Origin of the sequence: Moorena sp. SIOASIH (assembly GCF_010671925.1) — a bacterium.
Taxonomy (GTDB): domain Bacteria; phylum Cyanobacteriota; class Cyanobacteriia; order Cyanobacteriales; family Coleofasciculaceae; genus Moorena.
On sequence record NZ_JAAHIH010000003.1, the window covers coordinates 1 to 18,004 of the forward strand.

12 protein-coding genes and 1 pseudogene are annotated in these 18,004 nt (G+C 43.9%); 5 read left to right on the plus strand and 8 right to left on the minus strand.

Annotated features, from left to right (window positions below):
* Positions 1 to 68: 68 nt before the first annotated feature.
* Positions 69 to 1,076: a Dam family site-specific DNA-(adenine-N6)-methyltransferase gene (locus F6J90_RS15130; RefSeq protein WP_293094949.1), complete on the minus strand. Its 1,008-nt coding sequence runs from the start codon at positions 1,074 to 1,076 to the stop codon at positions 69 to 71.
* Positions 1,077 to 1,578: 502 nt separating this feature from the next.
* On the opposite strand from F6J90_RS15130, the gene F6J90_RS15135 reads away from it, so the two are divergent.
* A complete protein-coding gene (locus tag F6J90_RS15135; RefSeq protein ID WP_293094952.1) occupies positions 1,579 to 1,716 on the plus strand; it encodes a hypothetical protein in 138 nt (45 codons plus the stop codon).
* Positions 1,717 to 1,755: 39 nt separating this feature from the next.
* Here F6J90_RS15135 and F6J90_RS15140 read toward each other — a convergent pair whose 3' ends face one another.
* Positions 1,756 to 2,328, minus strand: coding sequence for a hypothetical protein (locus tag F6J90_RS15140; RefSeq protein ID WP_366513766.1), 573 nt, complete (start codon positions 2,326 to 2,328; stop codon positions 1,756 to 1,758).
* Between the two features lie 187 nt (positions 2,329 to 2,515).
* Here F6J90_RS15140 and F6J90_RS15145 point away from each other — a divergent pair, with 187 nt between their 5' ends.
* Positions 2,516 to 2,659, plus strand: a complete 144-nt coding sequence (locus tag F6J90_RS15145) for a hypothetical protein (protein ID WP_293094954.1) — start codon at positions 2,516 to 2,518, stop codon at positions 2,657 to 2,659.
* On the opposite strand, the gene F6J90_RS15150 is transcribed toward F6J90_RS15145, so the two are convergent.
* Positions 2,637 to 6,299 (minus strand): AAA-like domain-containing protein, encoded by a 3,663-nt coding sequence (locus tag F6J90_RS15150; RefSeq protein WP_293094957.1) that lies wholly within the window; start codon positions 6,297 to 6,299, stop codon positions 2,637 to 2,639. The two genes, F6J90_RS15145 and F6J90_RS15150, sit on opposite strands and share 23 nt — an antisense overlap.
* Before the next feature lie 22 nt (positions 6,300 to 6,321).
* Positions 6,322 to 7,659, minus strand: a complete 1,338-nt coding sequence (locus F6J90_RS15155) for an AAA-like domain-containing protein (RefSeq protein ID WP_293094959.1) — start codon at positions 7,657 to 7,659, stop codon at positions 6,322 to 6,324.
* 694 nt (positions 7,660 to 8,353) lie between these two features.
* On the opposite strand from F6J90_RS15155, the gene F6J90_RS15160 reads away from it, so the two are divergent.
* Genes F6J90_RS15160 through F6J90_RS15170 form a run of 3 tightly spaced genes read left to right on the plus strand, consistent with a single transcriptional unit; the run spans position 8,354 to position 11,294 of the window.
* Entirely contained in the window at positions 8,354 to 9,793 is a 1,440-nt protein-coding gene (locus F6J90_RS15160) for a bifunctional diguanylate cyclase/phosphodiesterase (protein ID WP_293094962.1), read from the plus strand.
* Complete coding sequence (locus F6J90_RS15165) at positions 9,766 to 9,909, plus strand: hypothetical protein (RefSeq protein WP_293094964.1); 144 nt, start codon at positions 9,766 to 9,768, stop codon at positions 9,907 to 9,909. The genes F6J90_RS15160 and F6J90_RS15165 overlap by 28 nt, the downstream gene beginning before the upstream one ends.
* Complete coding sequence (locus tag F6J90_RS15170) at positions 9,909 to 11,294, plus strand: cytosine deaminase (protein WP_293097789.1); 1,386 nt, start codon at positions 9,909 to 9,911, stop codon at positions 11,292 to 11,294. The genes F6J90_RS15165 and F6J90_RS15170 overlap by 1 nt, the downstream gene beginning before the upstream one ends.
* Positions 11,295 to 11,482: 188 nt before the next feature.
* Here the strand turns inward: F6J90_RS15170 and F6J90_RS15175 are convergent, their stop codons facing one another.
* The 4 genes and pseudogenes from F6J90_RS15175 to F6J90_RS15185 all read right to left on the minus strand — a co-directional run bounded on the left by F6J90_RS15175 (position 11,483) and on the right by F6J90_RS15185 (position 17,993).
* On the minus strand, positions 11,483 to 12,271 hold the full coding sequence (locus tag F6J90_RS15175) for a DUF4058 family protein (protein WP_293094967.1): 789 nt from the start codon (positions 12,269 to 12,271) through the stop codon (positions 11,483 to 11,485).
* 205 nt (positions 12,272 to 12,476) lie between these two features.
* On the minus strand, positions 12,477 to 17,162 hold the full coding sequence (locus F6J90_RS15180) for a tetratricopeptide repeat protein (protein ID WP_293094969.1): 4,686 nt from the start codon (positions 17,160 to 17,162) through the stop codon (positions 12,477 to 12,479).
* A gap of 142 nt (positions 17,163 to 17,304) precedes the next feature.
* Positions 17,305 to 17,463, minus strand: a pseudogene (locus tag F6J90_RS43590) (pentapeptide repeat-containing protein); the annotation flags it as partial.
* A gap of 191 nt (positions 17,464 to 17,654) precedes the next feature.
* A complete protein-coding gene (locus F6J90_RS15185) occupies positions 17,655 to 17,993 on the minus strand; it encodes a hypothetical protein (protein ID WP_293094971.1) in 339 nt (112 codons plus the stop codon).
* Positions 17,994 to 18,004: the final 11 nt, after the last annotated feature.

Genomic DNA, 18,004 nt, shown 5'->3' on the forward strand with positions numbered 1-18,004 from the left:
TTCGGTGCTATGGAAAGAAGCTCAGTCTCCATCAAATACCTGCGGTGCGACCCCGCGCTTTTTCAAAGCTAAGCGTGAATGCGCACCAAGAGAGCTAAGCGTGAACGCGCACCAAGAGAGGGAAGGAGAAGTTCCCTAATTTCCCCTCTGCTATTTCCTTTTGAGTTTATTCTACGGGATGCCAATATTCGCTCAATAGTCAACCCTTGATATAACTCATCAAAAAACAAATCATTAACATAGTTAGTTGGATCGGAATTGCTGAGCATTTGATGGGCTCCTGCCTGATCAGCTTTCACAAACACATCCCGTAAACGACGCTGCTCATTATCATCAAATTCCAGGGAATGATAGGAATTGAAATTGGAGGTTTTGCTGATCGGACGATAGGGAGGATCATAGTAAATAAAGGTGCTATGATCAGCATATTCCAGAACTTGACTAAAGTCCCTTTGTTCTATTTCAGCAATTTGGAATAGCTTGGAGACAGCTCGCAGATTATTGGCATTCAGAATTTTAGGATTTTTGTATCGTCCTACTGGCACATTAAATTCTCCTTTGCTATTGACCCGATACAGACCGTTAAAGCAAGTTTTATTCAGAAAAACGGTTATGGCAGCCCGCTTGATCCAATTGCGAGCGTAAGAGTTAGCATCTATTTGTTTATTAAAGGTGTTATATTTGTTACGATATTTGTAGTATAATGCTTTCCGACGTTGATCATCTTTGGGCAGGTATGTATTACTAAGCTTTAACAGTTCTGTAATCAGGGATTCAACATCCTGTTGGATAACCTTATACAGGATAATCAGCTCAGGATTGGTATCGAATAGATAAGCTTTATGGATATCGAAACTGTTGACAATATCGAAAAAAACTGCACCTCCTCCCACGAAGGGCTCGATATAAGTCGTCAGAGTTCCCTTGCGTAACTTTGGTGAGTATCTCTCTCGAAGTTGTGGCAGAAGCTGAGTCTTGCCTCCTGCCCATTTTAGCACAGGAGATGCTAATTCTATTTCTTTTTTTAATGGTTTTTGTATTAGGTGAAATGGTTCATAATCTGTTAAATTAGCCACGTTTATAATTAGTAAATTTGCATACAATTAATATTGTATAGCATTTTTATTTGAGATGTAAACCTAGGATTAATATAACAAATAAACAGCTAAAAGGGAACAGGGAACAGGTAAAAGTGAATAGGGAACAGGGAACAGGGAACAGTAGTCAAAATATCCCATTTTTTTTATGCTAACTAAGCATTGGGTTTGATAATATATTTATCAAGGCTATATATCCCTTGTATATTATTATTTGTTGCACCATAACAGATTAAAAATCTAGAGAAAATACTGTCTAAAAAAAAAAAAAATATTTAAAATCATTGATTGTTGATATTTAAAAAAATCTTAATTTATATCAAATCCGGATAATTGTCCACACTTACGATATCCAGACAAAATCTTTCTCCCCCTGCTCCCCTGCTCCCCTGCTCCCCTGCTCCCCTGCTCCCCTACTCCCCTGCTCCCCTACTCCCTACCTTACAAGGGTAGGTTTTTTACAAAGGGGCAAGTATGTACTTTGATTACGTATAAATTCCTAAAAATATGTATCAAAATACACAATGATTTCCGGGATAATTCTCCCCATTTCCTGCTTTTCCGGATTCCCGATTCCCGATTCCCGATTCCCGATTCCCTACTCCCGACCCAAATGTAAAAAACCTACCCCTGTGAGCTACTCCCTACTCCCTACTCCCTATTCCCTGCCCGCACCGCTATCACCAAGAACAGCTACCAAAATTCGGAACAATTCTTCTAAATCAGCTGGAACACGGTACAGATTTAGGTCTTGGGTAACTTGTTTATGCTCTCGGTGCAAAAGTCCAAATTGCCAGATATCCCCTGTAGAAACAGCACCCTCTAAAATCAATTGCTCATTGTCACTCCATAGATCCAGGGCAATTAGTTCTACCGCAAGTTGGGTAAAGCCTCTTTGGATATTAGCATTTTTTGCTTCTATTACCAGCAGTTTACTATCTGTATAAAGATAATAGTCTAGATAACCTTTCAAGTATTCTGTAACAGTGAGGGGATATTCGATTCTTAGCTGGGCTTGAGTATAGTGGACTAAATCAAGTAAGATGGGAGCGATTAGTAATTCCCGTCGAGCTGCTTCACTGGTTAAACTAACATAGGGTAAGCTTTCTTCAATTCTGGATTTGAGACTATAAAGTCGGTCTAGTTTTGTCGTAGACTTTTCTAAATGCAAAGAGCTTCGCTTCAAGGTATAGCCAAATTCAGCCAGAATGTCTTCTGGCTCAACGACCATCTCAAAATAACTTCTAAAGGTATAAGATTTGTCAGGTTGGAGGATGGGAATTTTGTTCATCATTAAAATAGGGAGTGGGGAGATGGGGAGATGGGGAGATGGAGAGATTTTTATTAAGGATAATTATCCTGAAATGATATAAGTTTAATTATTTAGATAAGTTATAATTATAGCGTTTATCATAGCTATGAGGTACACAATATTTTTCACCTCTTGCCTCTTGCCTCTTGCCTCTTGCCTCTTGCCTCTTGCCTCTTGCCTCTTACCTGCTCCCTACTCCCTACTCCCTACTCCCTACTCCCTACTCCCTACTCCCTTTTCAATTCCTTAATCTGATCACAAAGAGTGCGATCGCTTTTTTCTAGCTCAGCATTTGTGCTCAAATAATCCTGGAGCCAATCACAACTATAGGTTAGGACTTGATCAAGATCGAGGACTTGATCCACATTCCACAAAATCACATTACTATCAGCACTAGCGGAGGCTAGGATTTTCCCATCTTGGCTGAAGGCGATTCCCTCTACCTCATCCTGATGTGCGGTGAGGGTAGTCCGCAAGGTACCACCATCCCGCTGCCAAAGTTTCACAGTCTTGTCAGCACTGGCAGAAGCAATCAGGTTACCATCGGGGCTGAAGGTCACTCCCGTAATCCGGTCACTGTGTCCTGTCAGGGTATGTAGCAGTTTTGGTTTGGTCAGATTCCAGTCTTTACTGTCCCCCTGCCAAACTTTGACTGTCTTATCCTCACTACCGGAAGCAATTAGCTCACCATCAGGGCTAATTGCCACTGTTTTCACCTCATCCTCATGGCCTGTGAGAGTATAGAAACTATTGCTCCAGCATTCCGGTAGTAAATTGCTGTTTTGAGTTGGTTTTGCAAGCCCTGTACAGGTACTATCTATCTTCCACAGTTTTATGGTTTTATCTTCAGAGGCTGAAGCAATTATCTTACCATTGGGACTGAACGCTACTCCCTCCACCTCATTGCTATGACCTTCTAGGGTAGTTAGCAAGCTACCATCCCGCTGCCAGAGTTTAATGGTTTTATCTTCAGAGGCTGAAGCAATTATCTGACCATCGGGACTGAACACTACTCCCTCAACCCCAGCGGAATGGTTATTCAGGGTAGCTAGGAAGGTGCCATGTTTATCCCAGAGTTTCACTCTCTTGTCAGTACTTGCAGAAGCAATAATGTCACCATCGGGACTGAATGCTACTCCCGTAACTATAGCGCTATGGTTAGTTCTGGTAAGTTTCAAGGTGCCGTCTGGTTGCCAGAGTTTGACAGTTTTGTCGCTACTGGCTGAAGCAATCAGGTTACCATCGGGACTGAATGCCACTGCCCTCACCCCATTGCAATGACCAGTAAGGGTTGTGTACAAGGTACTGTTTTGTTTCCAAAGCTTAATGGTATTGTCCTCACTAGCAGAAGCAATTATTTTACCATCGGGGCTGAATGCTACTCCCTCTACCTCATCCCGATGACCTTCTAAGATAGTGAGCAACCTGCCCTCTTTTGTCCAGACTTTAATGGTATTATCCTCACTAGCGGAGGCAATTCGCTCACCATCGGGACTGAAAGCAACTCCATAAACTTCGTCCCGATGTCCTGTTAAGGTTTTAAGCAACCTACCGTCTTTAGCCCAGAGCTTGACAGTATTGTCTTCAGAGGCAGAAGCTATCATCTCACCATCGGGGCTAAACGCTACTGCTTCAACTCCACTCCCATGGCCTGTCAAGGTTCTAAGCAACCTACCCTCGATAGTCCAGAGTTTGACAGTATTGTCTTCAGAGGCGGAAGCTATCATCTCACCATCGGGGCTAAACGCTATTCCTTCAACTCCTGCACTATGCCCTGTCAGGAGTTTGTGTAACTTGCCCTCTAGGTTCCAAAGTTTGACAGTGTTGTCTTCACTAGCGGAGGCGACTAGCTTACCATCCGGGCTGAAGACTACTGCTTCAAACCCAGCACTATTGTTAGTGAAGGTGTTTAGCAAGATGCCGTCTTTTGTCCAAAGTTTGACAGTGTTGTCGGCACTAGCGGAGGCAATCATCTTACCATCTGGGCTAAAAGCCACTCCCTTAACTTGCTCGATATGGCCTTCTAGGGTGTTTAATAGAGTGCCGTCCCGCTGCCAGAGTTTGACGGTCTTGTCACCACTAGCCGAGGCAATCATCTCACCATCCGGGCTAAAAACCAGGTCGTAAACTGCAGCCTGATGTCCTGAGAAGCGATTGTACTCCTTAATCTCATAAATGATTCGCCAGAGCATTTTCTCAACTTTCTCAACTTGAGTCTGGGTATTTGTCTTTGCCCCAGCTAACTGTTGCAGTTTTTTCCAAGCCTTAATGGCGTAGATCAAGGCATCCAACTTGTGATTGGAGGCATAGAACGCTTCAGAGGATTTAGCGATCGCATTAATTTCGTTAATGGCAGCATTTTGGTACTCCCGGAAAGCGATCAGACCTAAACTAGCGGACACTAGAAATGCTGTGCTCACTGTAGCCAGCAGGAGCTTTTGCAGTCGGGAAATTTCTTTTTCTTTGGTCAATTGTATTGCCACGGCTTTAGTTCGTGCGGCTTCAGCCCGTTGAGCTTCCCGTTTATCCAAAGCTTGGCTAGCCGATAAGAACTGATAATCTTGGTCACTCAGGCTACGGGAATCTGCCCAAGCTAGGGCATCTAGTAATGCTTGACCTCGCAATAGTCTCGATTCATCCTGACAATCACCATTGAACCAAGCTCTTAGACTTGTGGCATAGGGACGAAGATTTGATAGTTGCTTGCTGACCCAATCACAGTTGAAAACAGCAGCATAAATGGGGTTACGAACCCTAACCTTTCCCTCACTCTTGACCACTAATCCTGACAGTAGCAATTCCATTTGTTCCCAACTGTCATCTGCGGCTACTGCTCCCTGTTGCAGAATTTGCTGATAAAGTCCTAATAACCGTCCAGCCCGTTGCTGATTGCTGAGAATGCGATCGCGTATGGTTCTCAGATGCTCTGGTTCATCTTGGACTTCCCAGTTGTCGATAATTCGCCTACCCACAAGGTACTCAATCGATGTGGGATTGACAGTACACCTCTTGCCAAAGTACTTTTTTGATACTGTTTTTGATACTGTAGTGGTGAATTCTTCTCCACTGTTCCCTGTTGCGGGATCCGAAGTTTCCTCTTGTGAAAGAAGTCTAGTACAATGCTCTATATCCTCTAGAATCAGCTGACATAGCTTTTGAGTCAGTAAAGGCTGTCCTCCCGTAAACGCCAAGATTTCCCTAAGTAAGGCTTTGGGATTGTTAACGCTGTCACTAAATCCTAGCGCTAGAGTTTCGGCTTCTTCCAGAGTAAATCCAGATAACTCAATCCCCCGTCCGATATTAAACGGAGTCCGTTGCTTATCTACGATCAAATCCGAGGGAGTGGCTACCCCTAACAAAACAAAACTGAGGCGTTGGTAGGCTAGCTGTTCTGTGCGCTTGTTGTAACAGGCTCGGATTAGGGCAAAAAAATCTTCAATGGGGAACGATAAACCGAGAATGCTATCGATTTCATCAATAAAGATCACCAAATTTCCCTCAACCTCTGCCAGTAGCACCTCCTCAATAAAATCACTAAGACGCTTCACTGGGGATAGATAAGAGCGTGAGCGCCACCAAGCGCGTAAATTGACCTGGAGGTTGAAGCTGCTCACCAGACAGCGTAATATACTAGCATACCACTGGTCTGCTGTCAAATCTTGGGTACCAATTTCCGTCAAATCAACGATTCCACAGTGGATGCCTATTCCTTGTAATCGGTGAGTAGTTTGCACCCTCAAAGAAGACTTACCCATTTGCCTGGAGGTAAGGACATAGCAAAACTCACCCGCTACCAGAGCCTGATACAAATCCTGATCTGCTCTACGGCGCACATAGCAGAGGGTATCAGGGGGTAAACTCCCGCCAACTTGATAGTTGTGCTTTTTCATGATTTATAGGCATCCATGGGTTTTAACCCAGGTGAGTACTAAAGTACTGACGATACAAATCACAACTAGGCACAGCCCCCTGTTTATGGAGCTGTACTAATCCTAAACTTTGCAACTTAAAGGCTAGCTTTTGCTCTAATTCCACTGGCTGGGATGACTTCACTACTGTTCGATAGGCTGCGACCAGTTGTGGATATTGCTGTAGATTCCACCATTGTCGTCGAAGGTCATCATGGTAAATTCCCGATTCGCTTGCTGCTGAATTCAATAACTCCTCAAAGGTAACGTCACCGCGCCTAAGATGATATAACGCTACCCTTAAAAGACAAGGATTTCCTCCTACTTTAGCCATAATTAATGACACGTGATTGAAGCTCGAATCATCACTACCCCAATCGATTCCGTGGCGACGGGCTAATTCTTGCACTTGGGCCTTAGTAAACTCTGGCAATTCAATAGATAATCCCACATTAAAGGGGGATTGGTGGATATGTAACGCAATATAAACGTCAGTAGAATGTATAATAATTAAGCGCAGTTTTTGCCAAATTGTGCTACCGGTTACACCGTATTTGGCTTTTTCATACCAAGCTCGCAACAAACCCAGGAAATCCGTGGCAATGGCAGGGTAATTAAACAACAGGTTGACCTCATCTAATGCCAATACCATCGGTGTATCTATTTCTTTTAATAGATAATTCTCGAAGTAATCTGTGGTATTTCCACTGCTGCCAAAGATATCATCCCAATAATCAGTCAGTCGATTTGGTAATTCTAGGCTACGAGTGACTGTAGCACAGAACCATTGTAAAAATCGTTCTAAATCCGTAAAGACATTGGCATCGGCTTGCTGCAAGCTCAGAGCAACTGTGCGGAAGCCAGATGCTCTAGCGTGATCGAGAACCCTCACCATCAGGGAGGTTTTACCCATCTGTCTAGGGGCTTTAATTCGGATTAATGCCCCTGGCTGCAACACTGTTTCGTAACATAGAGAGTCATTGGGGGGACGCTCGATATAAAAAGAGGAATTCAGAGGCACCACACCTCTAGGTAATTCCATCTCTGTAGGTAATTCCAGCTCGACCTCTGGCAACTGCTCAAGCTCGACCTCTCGTAATCGGTCCCTAAGAACAGAACGAATGTTATTTTTTGTGATCTTCTCTCCAAACACCTCTGAGAGGATATGCCACAACCGGGAGCCAACCACCCGAATGTAATCGGCGTCGTAACCAGACCCCTCAGCAATCTCTTGATAAGTTTGTCCTGACCAACATTGGCGGAGCACCAGTTCTTGAACAGCGTTTAAGCGTTCGGGTTTGATGACCGTATCTACCATCGCCAATGCTTCTTCAACACTCATTACTTTTTATTATGTAATCAATTAGAATTATTTATTACTTTTTCTCACAGACAAAGCCACATTGCCGATTTACCTTAAATACAGGGATCGCAAATCGTCCTTTAGGGTTAACGCCAAGCCAGCGATCAATAGCCGATCGCTGGCTACCTACTTCAAGGGGGATCAGCTTCCCTAGTCAAGCAGGCTTACGCAATTAAGCCATCTAAAAACTACCTATAAGGGTTAAAGGGTAACAGTTAAAACTACCTCGTAATTGTGGGCATCCAAGAATAGGGCATGGGATTTACCCCTACTCCATGCTCTATTTTGTTTTCCCTGGTTAACTAATGGTTAACTAAGATGTTCCATCACTGATCCACGGTAGTGATCGATAGTGGCTAGCGTTCTATGGAAGTTGGGTTTTCGACAGTTGGCCGTTGCTTGTTTATGGTCCACATTCACTCAACATTCAACAGTCCCACCTCTGATTTAAACGGTATAACCGCAACTTAGGATGATGCCAAACAGCGTTATTGATTTGCTTAGTAAAACCATCAGGAAGGATGTTCATCGTTAACAAACATTAACAAAATTGAGCTTAAAGAATATGGCAAAACGTTTACTATACCACAGCTTTTGCCTTTCCGGTTTCCTTTTTGGCTCAATTATCCATGAGTAACTCAATTGAGCTAATTCAGGGTGATAGAGAAAGTAGGTGTTCGCTAGAAGTAACAATGATCAGCAACCTGTAGAAAGGTTTCAGGATTCTACCTTTAATGACCTCCTGATTCCCTGGCTCAACCCAGATAGTTTGAGGAGACGGTTGAGGCAAGTAATCCAGAGGTCAAAGTGGTATAAGGGTTATCGATTCGCCGTCTTATTGGTGGCTTTGGAACGTTTCAAAGTCATTCAGTTTAGTATGGGACGGCAAGTGGGCTCAAAATTGCTACAGGCTTTTGATTCTCGCTTGACTGATGCCCTGAATTCTACCTCTAACTATACCGTTAACTATACCGTTAACTATACCGTTAACTATACAGTGGCGCGGTGGTCCGAAGATGAATTAGCAATCTTGCTCGAAAACATTAACGATGTCAGTGAAGCATGCTTGGTAGCAGAACAGATTTGCGCTAGCCTGCGGACGCCTTTTTCAATTGATGACCATGACATCTTTTTGAGTGCCAATATTGGAATTGCTAGCAATGACAGGGATGATTACCAACCCTCTGCTTTTCTTGACAACGCCAGTCTAGCTCTTTATCGAGCCAAAATGGAGAGTAACACTGGCTATGAGCTATTTACCCCTGCCATGCGCACCCGGAGTGTAGAGCGGTTGGAGTTAGAAGATAGTTTACGCTTGGGTATTAAGCGCCAAGAATTGCGGCTTTATTACCAGCCAATTGTGTCTCTTGAAACCCATAAGCTGGCTGGCTTTGAAGCACTGGTGCGCTGGGAGCATCCGGAACGGGGACTGCTGTTGCCAGCAGAATTTATTCCGGTGGCAGAAGAAACAAAGCTGATTGTGCCATTGGGTTGGTGGGTACTACGGGAGGCTTGCCAACAAATGTGCCAGTGGCAACAACAGTTTCCCCAATATCAGGATTTAACCATCAGCGTTAACGTCTCTAGTTTACAATTATCCCAACCAGATCTAATTGGTAAAATCGACACAATATTGTGGGATTCTGGTCTGGATGCCAAGAGTTTGAAACTGGAAATCACAGAAAGTGTACTGCTTGAAACCACTGCAGTGGTTCTGTTGGAGAAACTCAAACAGCGACAGATTCAGTTGTGCATTGATGATTTTGGGACTGGCTATTCTGGCTTCAGTTACTTGCCAAATTTTCCCATAGATATATTAAAAATTGACCGCTCTTTTGTCAAAGGCATGAGTGATGATCACAAACATGGGAAAATTTTGCGGTGCATGGTGAACTTGGCAAACGACCTCGGTATACATGTAGTGGCAGAGGGAGTGGAGACCGAAAAGCAATTGGGACAGCTTTGTGATTGGCGTTGTCAATATGGACAGGGGTATTGGTTTTCTAAACCTTTAAATCCCGAAGCTACTGAAGCCTGCTTAGAGGCTCTAAGTGTGGGGAGATGGAGAGATAGGGAGATGGGGAGATGGGGAGATGGGGAGATGGGGAGATGAAATTGATGTGTAGTGGTAATTTCCAGAGTTTGTATAGCGTTGATCATACTTATGAGGTACAGTCAATTTTATGCCCCCTGCTCCCTACTCCCTACTCCCTACTCCCTACTCCCTAATGATTCCCACAGCCGAACGATACTGGCTCACAAATGCCTATGTACCATTTTGTCTACTGGAAAACAGCAACGTTTGCGATCGCAACGAGCAGGGTTTGTGCTTAGTTGATATTGAAATTAATCAGGGAGCCATTGCTGCGATAGTGCCAAAGGCGATTGTTCCCAAGGGGGAGCAAAACACGATGGTCGAAAAGAGCCGCTACGTGAACGCAAACAGTAGTGTTGAAGCTAGCACAGATACCAGTAACATACCTAGTCACATACCCAGTATAAATCTCAGGCAAGGACAAGTATGGCCGTGTTTTCTTGATATACACACCCATCTGGATAAAGGTCATATTTGGGAAAGGTCTCCCAATCCTGATGGTACCTTTAATAGTGCCTGTCTGACCGGAGATGCTGATGCGGAAACCTATTGGCAACGGTCAGATTTATATCGGCGCATGGAATTTGGACTCAAATGTAGCTATGCTCATGGCACCAAAGCTATCCGCACCCACATTGACTGGGTTGGAGAACAAAGTGCGATTAGCCTAGGCGTTTTCCAAACCCTCCAGAAGGAATGGCAAGACAGAATTACCCTACAAGCGGTGTCTCTAGTTACACTAGATTACTATCAAACTCCCGCTGGCATTACCTTAGCCGACACAATTGCTGAAATCGGAGGCATACTTGGGGGGGTAGCCTATAGCAACCAAGACCTGGATGCTCAACTCGATACTGTTTTCTCCCTAGCTAAGGAGAGAAACCTCAACCTAGATTTCCATGCTGATGAAAACGGTAATCCCGATTCCCATTGCTTACGACACATTGCCCAAGCTGCGATTCGTCATCAGTTTACCGGAAAAATTATTTGTGGTCACTGTTGCAGTTTAGCAGTGCAACCCTTAGAGGAGGTTGCGGAAACTCTCAAGTTAGTCAAAGCAGCAGGAATTGCTATTGTTAGCTTACCGATGTGCAATCTTTATCTACAAGATCGACAGGCTAACTGTACACCGTCCTGGCGGGGAGTCACCAGGCTACATGAAATTAAACAACAGGGTATTCCGGTAACCTTGGCTAGTGATAATTGTCGAGACCCCTTTTATGGATTTGGAGATCATGATGTATTAGAAGTGTTTACCCAAGCGGTACGGATTGCCCATTTAGATATGCCCATCGGTGATTGGCCCTGTGCTGTAACCAAGACAGCCGCTGATTTAATGGGTTTACCCGAGATGGGTAGGATTGGGGTGGGACTCCCGGCAGATTTGATTTTGTTTAAGGGACGCCATTTCAGTGAACTTTTGTCCCGTCCCCAGCATGACCGAATTATCTTGCGTCAGGGTAAGTCAATTGATACTAGGTTGCCGGATTATGCTGAGTTGGATGAGTTAGAGAATTAAGAATTAAGAATTAAGAATTAAGAATTAAGAATTAAGAATTAAGAATTAAGAATTTAGGGAGTCGGGGCAAGAGAATGTAGGGTGCGTTAGGGGCGGGCGAGCCCTAATTTTCCACTTCGAGCGCCAGTATTAGAATAGCCCGCACCGTAACGCACCACCAAGTAGAATGCTGATGACTATGAGAATTGCTAGATAGTAGTTCTCAACAACTCCTGCGCCCATATCCGATTTTTATCAGATAAAGCTGGTACTGGCTCTTGGTCATAATCGAGTTGGTAATCATAACCTCCTCGATCATAAACGCTATTAATTATAGCTTGTAAATCTACTATCGGTTCAGAATCTTCTGGACGTAATGGTAGGGAAAAAGCTGGTAGTTGCTCTGGGAGATTACAAGTATATAACTCGGCTCGTGGGCGACGCTCTTCTCGACTAACCAAAACCCGATAATCGCTCTCAATAGTATTATCTAAGAGTGGCATTGGTTTCCAGGCTCGTAGCAAATCTATCTCCACTAAATTGGTCAAGCTTCCTAACACCCGTTGGCGTTTTTTCAGGTAAGTTTCTCTACCGTCACCAGAGCGCTTATTAACTGGAGATAAAACTTCGATAGCGGTTACCACAGCACCAGTAGTCATATCTCTTACTTCCAAATACCCTTGCTTGATTTCTTCAGGCATAGGAACCATTACTGTCACCGGTTTTGTGGTTGGTTGAGCAACAGCAACGTTAGAGGTCAGAGAATCTTCAGTATTGGGTTGACGTTTAACAGTAACATCAGGAATTCCAACTAATAAGACGTCATCTTGGTTAGTTTTATTAATTTGATAAATCCGCTTTTCAATAGCTACTTTATACTTCGGACGTACCTGAGGAATTAAACACTCAGCAATTAAACTAATCAACCAGTGATGTACTTCTGGCCATAAATCTGGATGCTCTAAATACGGATCCATACCGGGAAAGATTGACGGCATCCCTTCACCTCCGATCAGCTCTGTCTTCTAGGTTAGCAGGATAGCAGAGGGAGTAGGGAGTAGGGAGTAGGGAGTAGGGGTAAGAGAGGGAAGTGTGGGAGGTGATCGCAGACTTCCCAAACACCCCACACCCCACACTATTCCCTGTTCCCTGTTCCCTGTTCCCTAAAACCTAATTATTTGTACCTCTTTCAATTGAAAACTTCTATAATCCATTCCCAATTAAAATAAACGGTGCCCAAACATAAGGATGTGCCAGCAGGTCATCCCCTGCCTCGTTTTTAATTAAAGCAATTTGAGCTTGTCGGAGGGCTTCCGCTTTAGTAACCTTCCCCTGTTTCAAGACCTGATAAAATTTATTCATCAAGGCTTGGGTACCCTGGTCATCCACTGACCACAGGGATGCGATCGCAGCATCAGCACCAGCATTTTGCATCAGATAACCAAAACCGAGGATTTCTTTGCCATCCCCCAATTCTCCCCCTAAGCCCGTTTGACAGGCACTGAGCACCACTAAATCTACATTGGACAAATCCCATTTTTCTTCTACCTGGGTCAGGGTAACGCGACTGCCATCACCAAACAAAATAAATGAATCTTGTTTAGTTTTCTTGAACACAGCGTGGGTGGCTAGATGCACTAGGGAATAGTCATTCATCTGATAAATGGTATCCCCGTGAAACTGTTTATCCATAAATAGCTTAGTGTTGGGAAAGGTTTCTGCCAGACGCTCTACTTCCGGTTGAGCATACTGTAAGGCCGGAAAGGGTTCATGGGCTTTGGTGACCGCTGCGGCAAACACTTGTAACTGTGGTGTCGGTTGATTGTCTAGGGATGTTAGGCTCAGAGCAGTGATCTGATTAACTCTCAAACGCTCAATTAGCCATTGCTCGCCATCATAAAGTGCCCCTAGGGGAATATAGCGCAATTTGCCATCAGGAGCATAAATAATAGTTTTGGCATTAGCTTTGGCTAAGTCAGCTTCAATCGGTTTAATTAGCCAGTCGTACAATTGCTCGGCGGGAGGTCTGGCATTACGGATCGGAGTGGCGAGGAGTCTGCGGAAGTTTGTAATCGCTCTTTCCAGGTCTTTTTGTTTTACCTTAACCGTGCGGCGAATTGGGGGAGCATAAGGGGTGACTAGGACTAATTCCAAACGGTCTTCTAATACTAGGGGATAGAGAATAACCGCATCCTGTTCCAATTGCTGGAGTTGCTCTCGTAATCGTCGATCGTACTTCTTTAAGTCTAAGTTTTCTGCTTCTGTAGTTTCCCTCAACTTTGCCAAGCGAGCTTCTACTTCTGGACTCTTCAGGAAGTCTTGAAAATCTTTGGTTAGCTTAGCTTGATTTTTCCTAAGTTGAATGATTCGCTGTTGCTGGGTTTGGGTGCGCTTATCCCTAACAATAGTTTCCAGTTCACTGAGTTCTTGACCCAAGGCAATGGCTTGGTCGATAATCGGTTGGGTACCCTCGATGATTTCCTGTTCTTCCGTCAGTTCTGTAATGCCATCAACGGTATTATCATCCCCTCGCACATTACTCAGGTAATCCTGCAACTCCTGGACTTTCAGTAAATCGAGCACCCGTAGGGCTTCTAAGTTGCGATTTTGTTGGGTCAGTAAATCAGCCAAGCGGCGATAGTCTTGGGCAACAGTGTTGGTAAAAGATTGTTGTTGTTCAACCGGAAGAACTTTTAAGTCTTTGCGGATTCCTTCTCGGACATTAACCGATTGTTTGAAGAAGGTAATCGCTAATTCCGATTGGTTTTGGGTATCATACAACTTACCCATACCAGCCAGAATTTTCCCTTCCGTTAAGCGAGTGCCAAGAGTTCTGGAAAGGGCTAATGCTTGTTGATAAGCTGCTAAAGCCTGGGGATAGTTTCCTAGGTTAGTGTAAACTATTCCCATATGGTACAAGGTATCGCTAATCCCGGCTTTGAAGCCAGTTTTTTGATTAATCCCTAAGGCTTGCTGATGATAGTCATTGGCTTTAGTATACTCTCCCAGTTCTTCATAAACTCTTCCAATCCGATTCAGGGCTATAGCTTCATATAGGCGATGACCAATCTGTTGAGAAATAGCCAAGGATTGCTGATAGAATTGGAGAGACTTCGGATATTGTTTTTGTTTTTGGTAAACTTCTCCGATGTTAGTTAGGGTTTGCACAATCCCTTCCTTAGCCCCAATTTTGGTAAAAATGGCTTTAGCTTGGTTGAAGTAGTCCAAGGCTTGGGGATAATCTCCCAAATCCAGATAATTTCCGCCCATAGCGTTATAGGTGGTGCCAATACCAGCTTGGTCACCAATGTCTTGACGAATGGCTAGGGCTTTTTGATTATATTCTAGGGCTTTGGGATACTTTCCCCAGTGACTGTAAACTATTCCCATGTTGCCCAGGGTATTAGCTTCCCCTAAACGGGAGCCAATGTCTTGAAAAATAGCTAGAGATTGCTGTAAGTATTCTAAACCTCGGTCATACTCCCCTTGGTTACTATAAATTGTTCCGATATTGTGGAGAGTCTCACCAACTCCTCCCTTGTTACCAATGTCTTGACTAATTTTTAGAGATTGCTGATGATAGTTTAAGCATTTGGCATAGTCTCCCCAGCTACTGTAAACGCTTCCGATCCTGGCCAAAGTAATAGCTTCCCCTGAACGGTGTCCAATGTCTTGAAAAATAGTTAGAGATTGCTGGAAGTATTCTAATGCTTGAGCATACTCACCCTGACTATTGTAAACTCCCCCAATATTATTGAGGGTAAAAGCTTCCCCTAAGCGATCGCCTATTTCTTGAGAAATAGCTAGAGATTGCTGGAAGTATTCTAATGCTCGGTCATACTCACCCTGACTATGGTAAACTCTCCCAATATTATTGAAATTAGGAGCAACATTATCACGACCGTGATCGCCAAGCTCTTGGTTAATGGCTAAAGCTTGCTGATAATAGTCTAGAGCTTGGCTATACTTCCCTTGGTTGTCATATATCAATCCAATGTTGTTGAGTTGAGCCGCAATTGAGATGGAGTCGTTTAACCTTTTGCTAATGGTTAAGGATTGCTGTAAGTAATCTAGGGCTTGGTTATAATTTCCCCAATTGCTGTAAACTCCCCCAATATTATTGAGGATTCTTCCAGTAGTTTGCTGGTCATTAATTTCTTTGGCAATGGTCAAGGCTTGCTGGTAGTAATCTAGGGCTTGGTCATATTTACTCTGAAATTCGTAAACTTGCCCACTAAAATTGAGAGCATTTATTTCTTCAGAGCGGTCTTTGGTTTCTCGGGCAAGGGCTAGGAGTTGCTGATAAGACTCCAGGGCTTGCTGATACTTTCCTTCCCTGATTTGAGCTAGTCCAAGCTCTCCCAGGATACTTGCTTCAACCGAGGTATTGTTAAGTTTGCGGTAAATCTCTAAGGCTTGTTGGTGATAGTCTATGGCTTGGTCATGGTTGCCCAATTCATAATAAGCTTGCCCAATAATCCGAAGAATTGCACCTTCTGCCGTAGGATTTTCAAATTTTTGGGAAATGGCTAAGGCTTGTTGGTAATAGTCTATGGTTTGCTGATACTTTCCCTGTTTAACGGAAACATCTCCAAGATTAGTAAGGGTAATCCATTCCTGAACTTGATTTTCAACTTCCCGGTGAATAGCTAAAGCTTGCTGGTAGTAATCTAGGGCTTGGTCATACTGTTCTTGCTTTTGGTAAAGGTAAGCAATATTACCAAGGGTGGTGCTTTCCCCAGCTTGATTCTTAACTTCCCGGTGAATAGCTAAGGCTTGCTGATAATAATTGAGGGCTTGTTCATACTGTTGCTGTTTATCGTAAACCACGCCAATAGTATTCAGCGCAATTCCTTCCAGCTTACGCTTACCCAATTCTCGCCGAATAGCTAAGGATTCCTGGTAAACCTCCAGGGCTTTGACATACTCCCCTTTTTTGTTGTAAATCCCTCCAATCAAAAATAGAATATTCTGTTCTAATCCCCGAAAACCAGTTGGTTTAGTAATGGCTAATGCCAACTCCAGGGTTTCTAGCCCTTGATCCAATTCCCCTTGATTGTTATACAGTATTCCCTTCAAGGTCAGGGCTACACCTTCTCGTAATTGATAACCTTCTTCTCGACTCAGGGCATGAGCTTGTTCCAGAAACTCCCCAGCTTGGTTCAATTTCCCTGACTGGATGTAAGCTGAGCCGATAACATTGAGAGCGTAGGCTTGATAGTAGCGTGCTAGAATGCGTTCGCGTAGCGGCTCTTTCAGAGCATCGCTTTTGCCAGTCTTACCTACTTCTTTGATAATACTCAGACCTTGCTCTAACCTATCTAAGGCTTTGTCATACTCTCCTTGGGAGGAGTAAACTGAGCCAAGATTAACCAGTGCATAACCAATCCCAAGCTGATTACCTACTTCTTGGTTAATAGTTAGGGCTTGCTCCAACAATTCCAGAGCTTTAGCATAGTTTTCCTGACTTGAATAAACTGTTCCGATATGGGTCAGGGTTTCCCCTTCTTCCTTTCGCTCCCCTAGACCTTGCCGGATTTTTAGAGCTTCTTGCAATGCTTCCAGGGCTTTGGTTTCTTGAGATAATAGATTGTAAACTTGTCCAAGGCCATTAAGAGCAAATGCTTCACCGGAAGAGTTTCCCAATTCCCGATAAATCTTTAACACTCGTTGGTAAGTATCCTTGGCTTGAGGCAACTGACCTTTAACAAACTCTGACCTTGCCCGATCCAATAACTGCTGAGCTTGAGTGGCTTGGTCTAGAGTGCTTTGTGCTACAGCTGGAGCAACTCCCAGAGTTTCTGGGGCTAGAATCGGTGAGAGCAGGCACAGTAAGGTAGCACTAGCGAGCTTGAAACAGAATACAGGAATAGTAGAGTAAGTACCCATAGACACACCCGTGACTTGGTAGTTTCTTACTATATATATCTGTAGGTCGTGGCAGTTTTATGCGAATTGTACTAAGGAAGTTTTAGATTGGGTGAGGGACTTGGTTAGCAGGTTGAAGGTTAGCAGGTTGAAGGTTAGCAGGTTAGCAGGTTAGCAGGTTGAAGGTTAGGAGGTTAGCAGGTTGAAGGTTCGCAGGTTGAAGGTTCGCAGGTTGAAGGTTCGCAGGTTGAAGGTTAGCAGCTTGAAGGTTAGCAGCTTGAAGGTTAGCAGCTTGAAGGTTAGCAGGTTGAAGGTTAGCAGCTTGAAGGTTAGCAGGTTAGCAGGTTGAAGGTTAGCAGGTTGAAGGTTAGCAGGTTAGCAGGTTAGCAGGTTAGCAGGTTGAAGGTTAGCAGGTTAGCAGGTTGAAGGTTAGCAGGTTGAAGGTTAGCAGGTTAGCAGGTTGAAGGTTAGCAGGTTAGCAGGTTGAAGGTTAGCAGGTTATCTTCTGAACCTTCAACCTACCCTATTCGAACGCCAAAGGCGAACAACCCCATAACCTTGGCCTTTTGGCCACGCGTTCGCTGAAAGCGGGACTTCGTCCATCGCGTTCAACCTGTTAACCTTCAACCTGTTAACCTTCAACCTGTTAACCTTCAACCTATTAACCTTCAACCTATTAACCTTCAACCTGTTAACCTTCAACCTATTAACCTTCAACCTATTAACCTTCAACCTGTTAACCTTCAACCTGTTAACCTTCAACCTGTTAACCTTCAACCTATTAACCTTCAACCTATTAACCTTCAACCTATTAACCTTCAACCTATTAACCTTCAACCTGTTAACCTTCAACCTCCTAACCT

Coding starts and splice junctions, on each gene's coding strand:
- F6J90_RS15140 (WP_366513766.1), bottom strand. CDS start 2,328: ATGGTCGTTGAGCCAGAAGACATTCTGGCTGAATTTGGCTATACCTTG.
- F6J90_RS15145 (WP_293094954.1), top strand. CDS start 2,516: ATGAGGTACACAATATTTTTCACCTCTTGCCTCTTGCCTCTTGCCTCT.
- F6J90_RS15150 (WP_293094957.1), bottom strand. CDS start 6,299: ATGAAAAAGCACAACTATCAAGTTGGCGGGAGTTTACCCCCTGATACC.
- F6J90_RS15155 (WP_293094959.1), bottom strand. CDS start 7,659: ATGAGTGTTGAAGAAGCATTGGCGATGGTAGATACGGTCATCAAACCC.
- F6J90_RS15165 (WP_293094964.1), top strand. CDS start 9,766: ATGGGGAGATGGGGAGATGGGGAGATGAAATTGATGTGTAGTGGTAAT.
- F6J90_RS15170 (WP_293097789.1), top strand. CDS start 9,909: ATGATTCCCACAGCCGAACGATACTGGCTCACAAATGCCTATGTACCA.
- F6J90_RS15175 (WP_293094967.1), bottom strand. CDS start 12,271: ATGCCGTCAATCTTTCCCGGTATGGATCCGTATTTAGAGCATCCAGAT.
- F6J90_RS15180 (WP_293094969.1), bottom strand. CDS start 17,162: ATGGGTACTTACTCTACTATTCCTGTATTCTGTTTCAAGCTCGCTAGT.